We start from the raw sequence: 11,972 nt of genomic DNA on the forward strand, positions 1-11,972 counted from the left end.
TCCGCCGGAGCGTCTAAAGCGCAGCCACGCAGGTCGGAAAGCTCCCGACCTGCGTTAACCCAATCTGCAAGGGNCTGCAGATTAGCTAGCGGGCATCAGCGCTGCGRGGCCATGTCCTGGCTGATGATGATTTNCCCACCCGCCGATTCATCTGCCGACCTGAAGCCGATTCATTGCCGGCAACCGGCATGCTCTCGCCTTTACCTGATGCACCCAGACGGCTTGGGGAGACACCCTGGCTGGTCAGGTAATGCATCACCGAATCGGCCCGGCGCTGCGACAGGCTCAGATTCGCCTCCTCGCCGCCAACGTTATCGGTATGCCCTTCAATCAGCACCTGGCGCTCAGGATTCTGGCTGAGAAAAATCGCCAGTTTGCCGAGGTTATTCGCCGTGCCCGCACGCAGCTCGGAACGGCCGGTGGCGAATAGCAGGTCGCCCAGGGTCATGACCAGGCCACGCTCGGTTTCCTTGGCATTCAACTCGTCAATTTGACGCTGCAACTGGCTGTTTTCCCGCTGCGCCTGATCGGCCTCGCGGGTGCGGGAATCCAGGCGCGCGCCTTCGCGCTGTTCGCTGAGGATTTTGCGCTGGTCTTCATAGAAGCGCGTCTGCGCCAGGGCCATGGCTATTTCCACTTTGCGGTCGGCCATCACCACCAGATGCTGGCCCAGGGCCTGCTCTTCGTCCTGATCCTTGCGCGGCTGTTCGGCGACGATCACCGCATCCTCGGCGGCCTTGAGTGCTACCGGCGCGCGGGTATTCAACTGCGGATCGGCCTGCAACCGGGTGAGCTTGCTGCGGGCATCGGCAGCGCCTTGCGGCATGCTCGGCTTGGCGGCGCAACCGGCCAAGGCCAGGCTGATCGCGCTGACCAGCAGCAGGTGCTTAGCGTTATGGGCAAGGTTCATTGTTGAGCTCCCGTGTTGCGTTGCATTTCCTGTTTCAGGCTGTTGGTGCTTTTCTGCATTTCGTCATTGACCACCTTGGCCTTGGTCGCCTGTGATTTGGCCAGGGCCAGCTCGGCCTCTACCCGCGACTGATCTGCCAGACGCTCGGCGAGCAGCATCTCTTCACGCTGCACGGCCAGGTTGGCGGCGGTGAGTTTCTCCCGCGCAACACCCAATTCCGGCGAGGCGAAGTCCGCGACGCGCGCCTGTTCGGCGTTGCTGATCGCCGATTCAGCGGCTTGCAACGCCTGGCTAGGCGGCAGTGGCGGCGAGGCGCAGGCGCTGAGCACCAGCAGCCCGGCAGACAGGCCGGCCAGACGCAAAGCAGCCATGCGATTGACGATGGATGAAGTCCTGTTCATAGGAATGTCCTCAAAAACAATTACGGATAAGCACGTTGCAGCTTTCGCCGCACACGGGCCCAGGTGGGCTAAGCCGCAGCGCTCGATCAGCGCGGCAGACAGCATTCTCGGTCGCTAGGGCATGGCACTCTGCGCCAGGCTCATGGCAATCAGCAGACTGCTCACGGCCAGCCCGGCATAGGCAATGGCAAACGCCAGCAAGAGCGGGCGGTAATGGATGTTCATCGCGCATCTCCGGCGATAAATGCACAGGCAGGTACAGGTTGAATTCCAGCTTTAACCGCTGCATTCACAACATGGATGCAGCTGTAGAGGGACAATCGCAGTGCTGCCCAGATGTGTCCGTGCGCTGTCGCGCTTAAGCGGGACAATCAGTGAGATCGAGGTTGTTCCTGCGTACGCAGGCGCACAGACATGAACGTCAGTGCTGCTTAAGCTGAAGATCGGTCGTCGACGACGGCTTACGATCAGGAGCAGCAAGATGGACCTCTATCGCCACCACGTTTCGGGCTTCTTCACCCAACGCAGCACTGCCGAACAGGCGCTGGCCCAGTTGATTCAGCGCGGCATGCACAACGAGCAGTTGGAGATAGTGGCCAGCAATGCCGATGCCCCGCCCGCCCCTGCGCCACAGGGGAAAAGCAACAAGGTGCTCAAGGACATGCTGGTCGATATCGCCATTGGTGCCGGCATTGGTATCGGCATTGGCGCGTTGATCGCGGTGGCACTGATTGTCAGCGAGGCCAGCCTGTTCCGCGCCAGCCCCATGCTCGCGCCTTTCACTCTGATGGGCATGGGTGGCTTTATCGGCGGCTTTCTTGGCAGCGTGATCGGCGCATCATCCGGCGCTGGCCAGCATCACGGGCGCTTTGCCAAGCTGGTGAGCAAGGCCATTACCCATGGTGATGTGGTGCTGGTGGCACAAACCCACACCGAGCAGGAAACCCGCATGGCCCGCGAGGTGATTCGAGCTACGTCCGGCTTGGTCAAGGACGTCAATATGGCCGATGCCACCGTGTTGCAGACGCAACGCTGAGCCCAGGGAGTTACTGAGTCAGGGTCAGCAGAATATCGGCATACCAGGTGCAGTTGAGCCCCAGGGCTTCGTCCAGCTCGAGGTCTCGGCTGCCCAGATCAAGCCGCGCCGAATGCACGCCCAGCAGCACCCAGGGCAACTCACCTTCCCCACTGTCCGGCGTACGCATCACCACTGGCGCGCCACTGGTGCCGCGATGGGTGCGGGCATCGGTGAGAAAGTAACCCTGGCCCTGAAAACGCAGGCCGAATGACGACGCCACCACGGCATGCCGGACCACCGCGATATGGTGCAGGGTGTCGTGAAAACCCAGGGGAAAACCCACCACCAGCAGCGAAGTGCCAACCTCGACCGGGGTTTGCGGCTGCAGCAGGTGCTCCGGGGTAAAGGCGTGATAAACCATGCCTTTAGGCAGCGCCGCCCGCTCGATTTCCAGCACCGCCACATCCACCTCACCGGCGCCATCGCAGCCCTGCCGCCAGAGGCTCTTGCCATCGCGATAAAGCGGCATGGAGAAGCCCGTGGTCTGCGCGACATTGTGCAAATCGGTGTGCACTTCGATCTCGATGCGATCGGGAAAATGCTGGCTCGGCTCATCGACCATCACATGCCGACTGGTCACCAGAAACAGGCGCTCGTCACGGGCGAAGTAAAAGCCGCTGGCGTTGGTCAACAGCTGTTGACCGGCGTAGGTACAGACGCGTGCAGCAGTCAGTAGCACAGGTTCGATCATCGACATTGCGGCATATCCTTGAATTGGCCAGAACAGGCCCAGGTGGCTCTAAGCAGAGCAATTGCCACGCCACATCAGCTGCGGCGCGGCAATCAGGCTATCGGCGAAACACCATGGCGTCGGTACGCAAACCCGCATAAGCGCTGTAGCGCACCGACTGGCTACCCCAGTTTTGACAGGCTGACATCAGCACAATTCCGCTCTGACCGCGCAACCGGCCCAGCGCGGTAACCTCAGGAGCACCACGCATGAGCAGACCCCTTGCCGAAATCATCCAGAAGAACTGGCGCAAACTGGCCGGCCTCGCCCTGATCGTCTGGGACGAGCTGACCCTGGATGAACTGATCAAATCCGAAGGCGACGCGCAGAAACTGACCAACCTGGTGCAGCAGCGCTACGACATGCCCCGCGAGGACGCCAGCAAGCAGGTCATGAGCTTCTTCGAAAGGCACCGTACCAGCTGACAGCGCGCCAACGCTGGCAAGCAAGCGCCCGCCTCACTTCAAGCGATAGCGCGCCAGCTCAGTCGGCGTCAGCACGCGCATGCGCCGCGGCTCGGTGCTGTTGATCGCAGTAAGCAGCTCCGGCGGAATCTGCATTTCCTTGAAATAGGCGGTTTGAGTGGCGTGGCTCGGCCCGAAGGCAGATGCCGAATGCACCGAATCACTGCCCGCATAGTACGGCCGGTGAATCCCCACATAACCGCGCACGCTTTTGCCATGCCCCGCCGCCAGCAGGTACACGCAACTGCCCTGGCACACCCCGGTGGACGGCACCAAAGCGTCGAAGCCGGTTTCACGCAGCAAACGCCCCATGCGAATGGCCTCGGATACGCTGCCGCCGATGCTGTCGAGCATGACGATCTTCTTCGCGTACTTGCCCGGATTGGCTTTGATGCCCTTGAGCAGCGCCTCGTAATCACCCGGCGCAATATCCTCGGAGACCTTGGCCAGCAAAACCCGCCCGAGCGTCTTGTGCTGCCCGGCCTGTACCTCGACCTTGGCCAACGCGGCGCTCGAACACAGCGCCGCCACGCAGATAATCACAACCTGAAACACAGTACGGCTCATAAACCCGGTAAATCCTTAAGCGATGCGGTCAACGGATGGGGGAAGATACCTGTTGCCGGCCAATCGCGCATAATTTGCAGCGTTTTGCCGAATCCGCGCTCCAGCAATGGCGTAACGCCCATTGCCGCATGCACAGGCAACACCGGCGAGCGACGCCGCTTACCAGCCGATCAAGTGAGAAATTCCGTGGCCCCGATGTTCGAAATCCAGCACCGCACCCCAGAAACCTACCGCCAGCAAACCCGCCGCAGCACCCTGACCATCGCGGGGATCTTCGTCGCCCTGGCCATGCTGCTGTCGAGCAGCGCCGTGCTGATGTTTGGCACACCGGGCGGCGACAACTTCCGCTGGAACCTCGGCGGGGTTATCGCCGCATTAGCGCTGACTGTGGTCCTGGTGCGCGTGCTGCTGTGGCCACAACCCTTTATGGCCGCCGCCGTGTACGGCTGGCGCCTGAAACGCAGCCTGATGCGCGTAACCAACCTGATGCACCACGTCAAAGCCGGCGTCGCCGCCCGCGACCCCGCAGCCATGCAGCTGCTGCGCTTCTACCACCTGGGCCTGACGCAGATGCACCAGCTGGACGGCAACTCCAGCGCCCTCAGTGAAGCAGTGGCAGAGATCAACCAGCACAAAGAACGCATGGAAGAGCTGGGCATGGATATCGACCAGCTGCGGCTAAATCCCGACTGGCTTGAAGCCGTGAAGAAAATCAGCGCACTGCCGCAATAACATCCACGGGCACCGGCGGATCGCTCGCGCCAGGTCCGCGCCTGATCAGCTTCAACGCAGCAGACCGAGCGCCTTCGATAGACACACGAAGCTGCGAACGTGCCCAGTTCCGGCAACTATCACCAGCCTATGCCAAGGCCGCGCGCGACTCGCGTTCGACTGCGACAAGCTCACGCAACGTATCGAGAAATAGCTTCAGCACTGCCGAATCATCATCGGCACGATAGACCGCATACAAGGGTACTTCTGGCAGGGCTGGGGTCAAACTGCGAAAGACCACGCCCGGCGGGGCCACTTGCTCCAGGGAAGCCGGCAGCAAGGTCACGCCAAAGTTGGCCTGCACCAGGCTGAGCAAGGTTTGTACCTCGATCGCCTGCTGGCGGATCTGTGGCGTGAAACCTGCTCGCACGCAGCTCTGGAAGAGAAAATTGGCAAAGCGCGACTGTTTGAGCTCGAGCGCTACAAAAGGCTCATCCGCCAAGTCGGTCGGTGCCAAGCGCTCTTGTTGCGCGAGTGGGTGGTTGGCTGGCAGAACGGCGCGGATCGGCTCGTACATCAGCAGTTCGTTGCGCACATCCGGGTCGTCATAGCCGACCCGGAACACACATAAGTCGATTCGCTTCTCTTTAAGCGCCAGCATTTGCGCAACGGGGGTCATTTCCCGCAGGCACCAGCGCACCTCGGGATAGCGCTCACGGAACACATGCAGCACTCGTGGCAGCACTCCCACCATCACCGAGCTAATCATGCCGATTTCCAACTCGCCCAACTGGCCACGCCCAGTCTGACGAGTGATATCAAGCGCTCGGCTCAGTTGCTCGAATACCAGAGGGGCTTGCTCTTTCAAGCAGCGTCCTGCGGCCGTAAGTTCGACGCGGTGATGAGTGCGCTTGAACAGCGGAGTGCCAATTTCTTCTTCGAGCAGGCGAATCTGCTGGCTGAGTGGCGGCTGGGAGATATTCAACCGCTCAGCGGCGCGACCAAAGTGCAACTCATCCGCCAGCACCGAGAAATACCGCAATAAGCGCAAGTCCATACTGCGTTACTCCCTAAGCGGGTGCCACTAATGCCAATGGGGTGCTGCGCTGTCGGTCACCGGTTAGCCGGAACAGCGCATTGGCGATGGCCGGCGCGACGGGCGGGCTGGTCAACTCGCCCACTCCACCGGGCTTGTTGCGTTCCTCTTGCAGCAGGATGATTTCGATTTCCGGCATATCGTTCATCCGCGCCACGCGGTAGTCGTGGAAGTTGCTTTGCAGCACCTGACCATTCTCGATGTCCATGCGATCGAACAAGGCATGCCCCAGGCCCCACATCAAACCGCCGTAGATCTGCTCCTCGACCCCGCCCGGCGATACCGCCAAACCGCAATCGACTACGCAGGTGAGTTTGTCGATACGTATCCGTCCTTGCTCCTGAACAAGCTTGGCGACCACGGCCACATAGCTGTGATAAGCCTCGTTAGTTGCAATACCCAATGAGGTTCCGGCAGGTAGCGGCCTGCCCCAGCCGGCACGTTCGGCCGCCTGGCGCAGCACGCTGACGTGCCGTGGACGCTCATGCATATGGGCCAGACGGAACTCCAGCGGGTCGCGGCCGGCAGCATCCGCCAGTTCGTCGATAAAGCTTTCCACGGCGAATACGTTAGGAATAAAGCTAACGGAGCGATACCAACCGGTGGGAATCCCGGTTTCGTGACGCACCCAGCCGATATCCATGTGCTCGGCCCGGTAGGCGAAGTCCCAGGGCGAAATCGCCTCGGTGGTGCTGTAGTCCATATGATCCGGGCGTTCGAGATAACCCGGCTCCCACTCTTCCGGCGAGGCCGGCGAGACAGCACGGAGCTTCAGGGCGCTGAGTTTGCCCTGCGCATCCAGTGCGCCCTTGAGTGTGTGGAAGGTGGCCGGATGGCCGAACAGCGAGCGCATTTCATCCTTGCGGCTGTTGATCAGCTTGACCGGCTTGCCGGTTTTGTTGGCCAAGTAAGCCACTTCAAACAACCAGTATTTCGATTCGCGTGCGCCGAAGCTGCCACCGGAAACCATATCGTTAATGATGACGTTCTCCATCGGAATGCCGCACACCACCTGCGCGGCTTCGCGTGCTGAGGATGGCACCTGCACACCGCCCCAATAACTGATGCTGCCATCCTTGACCCAGGCGCTGATGCACACCGGTTCAAGCGGGTTTTGCACCTTGTAGGGCATCAGGTAATTGGCTTCGAGCAGCGTGCCCGCCTGCGGCCAGTGAGCCTCGACGTTGCCGCTGACGATGGTCGGCACCAAGGCAGCACCCGCACTCTCAAGATACTTGGCTTGTTCAGCACCTAATGCCGCGCTGTTGAAGCCGGCAAAGCGACTCTCGCTCCAGCGTATTTTCAAGGCCGCCCTGCCCTGTTCCGCCGACCAATAGTCCTGGGCCAGCACCGCGACCCCTTCGAAGTTGCCACCCAGCACACCCGGATGCGCCGGAATCTGCATGACCTGGTGCACACCTGCGACTTTCAAGGCCGCGCTGGCATCCACCTGCAGCACCTTGGCACCGATGACCGGGGCGCGCTCGATCACCGCCACCCACATGCCAGGCAAGCTCACATCAATGCTGTAGCGGAAGCTGCCATTGACCTTGTCGGCGGCGTGGCGCTTGTGTTTCAGCTTGCCGATGTACTTGAACTGCGCCGGGTCCTTTAGCGTGACTTTTTCCGGAACCGGTAACTGCGCCGCCGCTTCGGCCAGTTCGCCATAGCTGGCGCTACGCCCGCTTGCCGCGTGCACGATACGCCCGTCCTGGCTGCTGCAGCTGGCCGGGCTTACGGCCCATTGCTTGGCGGCGGCAGCAAGCAGCAAGACTCGCGCAGTAGCACCGGCTTGACGCAGACGATCGTATTCCAGCGAGACACTGGTGCTACCGCCGGTTGAGAAGACCTTCCAGACCGGGTGGATATACACCTCAAAAAAGGGGTTCTCCGGCGTGATGACCTCAATCTGCATGGGGTCGACATCCAGTTCCTCAGCCACGCAGGCGGCCAGCGCCGTCAGCGTGCCGGTGCCAGAGTCGTGCTTGTGCACGACAATCTTGATGCTGTTGTCGGCCAGTATTCGCACCCAGGCATTTGGTTCGAATTGCGTCGCCGCTGCCGCTGAACTGCCTGCTGCAGTCGCGTTGCTCAGTAATTGAGGCCAGTGGAAACCAATCGCCAGGCCCGAGGCCAGCACCGTGCTGAGCTTGAGAAAATTGCGTCGTGGCAGCGTCACCGCCTCTTTATCATGGCTGGACATCATGCCTCCTTCGGCGAATTGGCCGCGCGTTTGATGGCTTTGTTGATGCGCGAATAGGTGCCACAGCGGCAGATATTTCCGGACATGGCTTGGGCAATGGTTTCGTCATTGATGGCCTTGCCCGATGCAAGCAGCGCTGCTGCGGACATCAGCTGACCTGATTGGCAATAGCCGCATTGCGGGACGTCTTCGGCAACCCAGGCCAGTTGCAGCGGGTGTTCGCCCGTGGGCGAGAGCCCTTCAATAGTGGTGATTTGACGACCCACGGCGGCAGACACCGGAAACTGGCAGGAACGCACCGGCATGCCGTCCAGGTACACCGTGCAGGCGCCGCAAAAACCACCGCCGCAGCCGAATTTGCTGCCCGTCAGTTGCAACTGATCACGCAGCACCCAGGCAGGGGCATGGATTCCGATGCGATATCCAACCTATGCTGGGTACCGTTCACCATGAGTTCGATCATCTGCAGTCTCCTCTTCAGCCGGCGCGATTTTTCGCTTGCCGTGTCTGCAGCGATTATTGAAGTCCGGTTAACAACGCAGCCAGCGACCATTTCTGCCAACCTCTGTAAGTAGGGCTAACAGCCATGTACAAACGCTATCCGTCGGTGCAGTCGATGAGCGCCTTCTTGCATGCGGCGCGCACCGGGAGTTTTTCCAGCGCGGCGCGGGAGCTAGACCTAACCCATAGCGCAATCAGCCAGCAGATTCGCTCTCTGGAAGAATTTATCGGCCAGCCGCTGTTTATCCGCGAAGGTGGCGGCAGCAACCTGACCGATGCCGGGCAGTTGTTCGCCAGCGTCCTGGCTGACGGTCTGGCCCAGGTCGACCGGGCCCTGTCGTCAGTGAAGAACCGCAATGTGCCGCTGCGCATGACCATCGATGTCGATAGCGAGCTGGCGCAGAGTTGGCTGAATGCCCGACTGCCGGAGCTGCTCGCGGCGCTGCCGGGCTATGAGCTGATGCTGCTGTCGATGCCGCGCGCCGAACAGCCCTCGTTCGAACGAGTGGATGTCTCACTGCGCTATGGCTACGGCGACTGGGATGACTGCGAGATGGTGCAGATCTGCGCCGATCGCGTGACCGCCGTGGCCGCTCCCGCCCTGCTAGGCCGCTATCAACTAACCGCACCGATAAGCCCGGAGCAGGCGCTGGAACTGCCACTGCTGGGGTACACCCGGCGTTCCTGGATTCCCTGGCTAGACGCCGCCGGCTTGCCGCCGGTGGAGCCAGCAGCGGTCGTGGTGTTCGACAACGCCGCCAACTTGATTGCCGCTGCCGAGGCCGGCGTGGGCGTCGGTTTGGTGCGCGGTTTGCTGGCCGCTGATGCGTTACGCGCCGGGCGCTTGCAGGAACTGACCTGCGCTGAAATCCCCGCCCATTACAACCTCTATGCCGTCTGGTCGCATGGCCAGGCCGAGCGAGTGGCGCCGCTGGTCGAAGCGATCAAACAGATGGCAGTGAGAACCCTATTAGCGACTGACTGAGAGCGTTTTCAGTCGCCTACCCGCCCTGCAATTTCAGAGTGCGCAAACGCATAACCCCTCCCGCGCACGCTCCCCATCCGTGCGCACAAAAGCCAGACAGCGGGTGAGTTTTCGCACGTAAAAGGCATGCAACCTGTATCCCTTGAATGCCTTTCAGGCTGCTTGGCCGGGCCACAAGGCCCGCTGCAGAGCGCCTGGGCGTGACCATATCGAGTAAGTATCAAAGCCTAGGGCAATAAGTATTGTACGGCCCCGATCTGCCCTTCCAATACTTCGGCCCAAGCAGCGGCACAGATCCTGTGCTTCATGCCACCAGGCGAGGGAAGGCGTAGCAATACGTTTAACAAAGGCCGGCGGCACAGGGCGAACCTGCTGCGAACTGGAAGGAAACCCTTCCCCGCATTATCAGGAGATCGAACTGTGATCATTGATATCAGTTGCTACCCCACCGACCTGGTGGACCTCGCCTGGAGGCACGACGGTGATCCGTTCACCGGCGAGCGTCTGCTGGAGATGATGGATGGCCCTTACATGATCAACGGCAAACCACGCCGGATCGACAAGGCCTTTATCCAGCCGCCGCAGGGCAACACCATTTACACCTGGACCGACGGCGAACTGTCGGGCCGCGAATCCATCGACGCGTACATGGCCTACACCCTGAAAATGGTGCAGACCTATCCCGACCGCTTTATCGGCTGCTTCGTCTACAACCCGCGCTGCGGGGTGGCAAACGGCGTCGAAGCGATCGAGCGCTACGTGACGGAACACGGTTTCAAGATGGTTCAGATGCAGGCCAACATGCACGCCTACCGTCCGGACCGGGCGCTGGACTGGGTCCGTCCGGCCTTCGAAAAATGCGCCGAACTGGGCATTCCGGTGAAGCTGCATACCGGCGACGGGCCTTACAGCATCCCCTCCGAATGGGTGCCGATGATCAAGGAATTCCCCAACGTCAATTTCATCATGGCGCACTTCGGCGTGCAGACCGGCGGCGTCTACGTGTTCGAACCGATGCAATGGGCGATGGAACTGCCCAACGTTTACTGCGAGTCGGGCTGGTGCCTGCAATCGCGGATCGTCGAATTCGCCAAGGTCCTGCCGACCCACAAGATCCTGTTTGGCACCGACACCCCGCCGAACGAACCGGGTATGTGGCTGCGCCTGCTGGAAGTGCTCTGCCACGAACCGCCGCAAGGCATGAATCTGGACGAGGACACGCTCGAGGACTACTTCGGCAACAACACGGCGCGAATGATCGGCCTCGAACCGACAGCGCCGCCACGTTCCGTGGCCGAAGCCGAGGCGATGCTCAAACGTCCCGTCACCACTCAACTGGCCAGGAGCTGATCCGATGATTATCGACACTCATCTGCACCCCACCAACCTGGTCGACGAGGCCTGGCGCCATACCGGTGAACCGTTCACCGGTGAGCGTATGCTCAAATTGATGGACGGCCCGTACATGATCAACGGCAAACCACGCCGTATCGACATGGGCTTTATCCAACCGCCACCGGGCAACACCGGTTACCGCGACGGCAACCGCCGTGGCCGTGAAGGCGTACGCGACTACATGTCGTACATTTCTGAGCTGTGCGTGAAGTACCCGGACCGCTTTATCGGCAACTTCAACTTCAACCCGCGCTGGGGCCCGGAAAATGGCGCAGCTGAACTGGAATTCCATATCAAGGAATACGGTTTCAAGATGCTCAAGCTGCACGCCAACATGCACGGCTATCGCCCGGACCGCGCACTGGACTGGCTGCGCCCGGCAATGAAGGTCTGCGCCAAATACAACATCGTGGTGCTGATCCACACCGGTGACGGTCCGTACACCATCCCGACCATGTTCTACCCGATCATCCGCGAGTTCCCGATGGTCAACTTCATCATCGGCCACTTTGGCATCCAGACGGGCGGTAACTACTCGTTCGAAGCGTTCTGGATGGCGATGGATACGCCCAACGTGTACTGCGAATCCGGCTGGTGTTTCCAGTCACGGATTGTCGAGTTCGCCAAGGAGCTGCCGCGCAACAAGATCGTCTTCGGCACCGACTCACCGCCGAACGAACCGGGTATGTGGCTGCGTGAGCTGGAAGTGCTGTGCTCGCCGGCACCGCAGGGTCTGGGCATCGATGAGGACCACCTCGAAGATTACCTAGGCAACAACATTGCCCGGCTGTGCGGCATCGAGCCGACGCCACCGCCCAAGGATCTGGTCGAGGCGGAACTTAGGCTGACCACGACGTACCTGTAGGTTCTACAACCGCTTTCCAACAGGGGTACTTTCAGGCGCTCATCCTGAGCCAGCGTTCGTTCACTG

The 11,972-nt window shown here is 60.9% G+C and carries 12 protein-coding genes and 1 pseudogene; 6 read left to right on the plus strand and 7 right to left on the minus strand.

Annotated elements, in window-relative coordinates; genetic code table 11:
* Positions 1-85: 85 nt before the first annotated feature.
* Positions 86-910, minus strand: a complete 825-nt coding sequence (locus ACQ4LH_RS12360; protein WP_430697439.1) for an OmpA family protein — start codon at positions 908-910, stop codon at positions 86-88.
* Positions 907-1,311, minus strand: a complete 405-nt coding sequence (locus tag ACQ4LH_RS12365) for a DUF4398 domain-containing protein (RefSeq protein ID WP_430697440.1) — start codon at positions 1,309-1,311, stop codon at positions 907-909. The genes ACQ4LH_RS12360 and ACQ4LH_RS12365 overlap by 4 nt, the downstream gene beginning before the upstream one ends.
* Before the next feature lie 481 nt (positions 1,312-1,792).
* On the opposite strand from ACQ4LH_RS12365, the gene ACQ4LH_RS12370 reads away from it, so the two are divergent.
* Positions 1,793-2,347: a hypothetical protein gene (locus ACQ4LH_RS12370; protein ID WP_430697441.1), complete on the plus strand. Its 555-nt coding sequence runs from the start codon at positions 1,793-1,795 to the stop codon at positions 2,345-2,347.
* A 10-nt stretch (positions 2,348-2,357) separates the two neighbouring features.
* Here the strand turns inward: ACQ4LH_RS12370 and ACQ4LH_RS12375 are convergent, their stop codons facing one another.
* Complete coding sequence (locus ACQ4LH_RS12375; protein WP_430697442.1) at positions 2,358-3,086, minus strand: S1 family peptidase; 729 nt, start codon at positions 3,084-3,086, stop codon at positions 2,358-2,360.
* A 242-nt stretch (positions 3,087-3,328) separates the two neighbouring features.
* Between ACQ4LH_RS12375 and ACQ4LH_RS12380 the strand changes: the two genes are divergently transcribed.
* The gene (locus tag ACQ4LH_RS12380; protein ID WP_090252854.1) at positions 3,329-3,544 is read left to right on the plus strand and encodes a general stress protein CsbD; all 216 of its coding nucleotides are present in this window, start codon (positions 3,329-3,331) and stop codon (positions 3,542-3,544) included.
* Between the two features lie 33 nt (positions 3,545-3,577).
* Here the strand turns inward: ACQ4LH_RS12380 and ACQ4LH_RS12385 are convergent, their stop codons facing one another.
* Positions 3,578-4,150 carry a hypothetical protein gene (locus tag ACQ4LH_RS12385; RefSeq protein WP_430697443.1) on the minus strand — a complete coding sequence of 191 codons (573 nt, stop codon included), beginning with the start codon at positions 4,148-4,150 and terminating at the stop codon, positions 3,578-3,580.
* A gap of 195 nt (positions 4,151-4,345) precedes the next feature.
* Here ACQ4LH_RS12385 and ACQ4LH_RS12390 point away from each other — a divergent pair, with 195 nt between their 5' ends.
* Positions 4,346-4,882: a DUF3087 domain-containing protein gene (locus tag ACQ4LH_RS12390; RefSeq protein WP_430697649.1), complete on the plus strand. Its 537-nt coding sequence runs from the start codon at positions 4,346-4,348 to the stop codon at positions 4,880-4,882.
* Positions 4,883-5,009: 127 nt separating this feature from the next.
* Here the strand turns inward: ACQ4LH_RS12390 and ACQ4LH_RS12395 are convergent, their stop codons facing one another.
* The 3 genes and pseudogenes from ACQ4LH_RS12395 to ACQ4LH_RS12405 form a co-directional block, all read right to left on the minus strand.
* Entirely contained in the window at positions 5,010-5,918 is a 909-nt protein-coding gene (locus ACQ4LH_RS12395) for a LysR substrate-binding domain-containing protein (RefSeq protein WP_430697444.1), read from the minus strand.
* Positions 5,919-5,931: 13 nt separating this feature from the next.
* On the minus strand, positions 5,932-8,160 hold the full coding sequence (locus ACQ4LH_RS12400; protein ID WP_430697445.1) for a molybdopterin cofactor-binding domain-containing protein: 2,229 nt from the start codon (positions 8,158-8,160) through the stop codon (positions 5,932-5,934).
* Positions 8,160-8,623: pseudogene (locus ACQ4LH_RS12405) on the minus strand ((2Fe-2S)-binding protein). Before ACQ4LH_RS12405 ends, ACQ4LH_RS12400 begins: the two are co-directional and overlap by 1 nt.
* Positions 8,624-8,746: 123 nt before the next feature.
* On the opposite strand from ACQ4LH_RS12405, the gene ACQ4LH_RS12410 reads away from it, so the two are divergent.
* From ACQ4LH_RS12410 to ACQ4LH_RS12420, 3 genes are all read left to right on the plus strand, one after another.
* The gene (locus ACQ4LH_RS12410; protein WP_430697446.1) at positions 8,747-9,646 is read left to right on the plus strand and encodes a LysR substrate-binding domain-containing protein; all 900 of its coding nucleotides are present in this window, start codon (positions 8,747-8,749) and stop codon (positions 9,644-9,646) included.
* 420 nt (positions 9,647-10,066) lie between these two features.
* Positions 10,067-10,996 carry an amidohydrolase family protein gene (locus tag ACQ4LH_RS12415; protein ID WP_430697447.1) on the plus strand — a complete coding sequence of 310 codons (930 nt, stop codon included), beginning with the start codon at positions 10,067-10,069 and terminating at the stop codon, positions 10,994-10,996.
* Between the two features lie 4 nt (positions 10,997-11,000).
* Positions 11,001-11,906, plus strand: coding sequence for an amidohydrolase family protein (locus ACQ4LH_RS12420; protein ID WP_430697448.1), 906 nt, complete (start codon positions 11,001-11,003; stop codon positions 11,904-11,906).
* Positions 11,907-11,972: the final 66 nt, after the last annotated feature.

Source organism: Pseudomonas peli (assembly GCF_050563605.1).
In the GTDB taxonomy this organism is placed as follows: domain Bacteria; phylum Pseudomonadota; class Gammaproteobacteria; order Pseudomonadales; family Pseudomonadaceae; genus Aquipseudomonas; species Aquipseudomonas peli_A.

Excerpts from the sequence above, each read along its gene's own strand:
- ACQ4LH_RS12365 (WP_430697440.1), bottom strand. The coding sequence starts at position 1,311 with ATGAACAGGACTTCATCCATCGTCAATCGCATGGCTGCTTTGCGTCTG.
- ACQ4LH_RS12370 (WP_430697441.1), top strand. The coding sequence starts at position 1,793 with ATGGACCTCTATCGCCACCACGTTTCGGGCTTCTTCACCCAACGCAGC.
- ACQ4LH_RS12375 (WP_430697442.1), bottom strand. The coding sequence starts at position 3,086 with ATGTCGATGATCGAACCTGTGCTACTGACTGCTGCACGCGTCTGTACC.
- ACQ4LH_RS12380 (WP_090252854.1), top strand. The coding sequence starts at position 3,329 with ATGAGCAGACCCCTTGCCGAAATCATCCAGAAGAACTGGCGCAAACTG.
- ACQ4LH_RS12385 (WP_430697443.1), bottom strand. The coding sequence starts at position 4,150 with ATGAGCCGTACTGTGTTTCAGGTTGTGATTATCTGCGTGGCGGCGCTG.
- ACQ4LH_RS12390 (WP_430697649.1), top strand. The coding sequence starts at position 4,346 with ATGTTCGAAATCCAGCACCGCACCCCAGAAACCTACCGCCAGCAAACC.
- ACQ4LH_RS12395 (WP_430697444.1), bottom strand. The coding sequence starts at position 5,918 with ATGGACTTGCGCTTATTGCGGTATTTCTCGGTGCTGGCGGATGAGTTG.
- ACQ4LH_RS12400 (WP_430697445.1), bottom strand. The coding sequence starts at position 8,160 with ATGTCCAGCCATGATAAAGAGGCGGTGACGCTGCCACGACGCAATTTT.
- ACQ4LH_RS12410 (WP_430697446.1), top strand. The coding sequence starts at position 8,747 with ATGTACAAACGCTATCCGTCGGTGCAGTCGATGAGCGCCTTCTTGCAT.
- ACQ4LH_RS12420 (WP_430697448.1), top strand. The coding sequence starts at position 11,001 with ATGATTATCGACACTCATCTGCACCCCACCAACCTGGTCGACGAGGCC.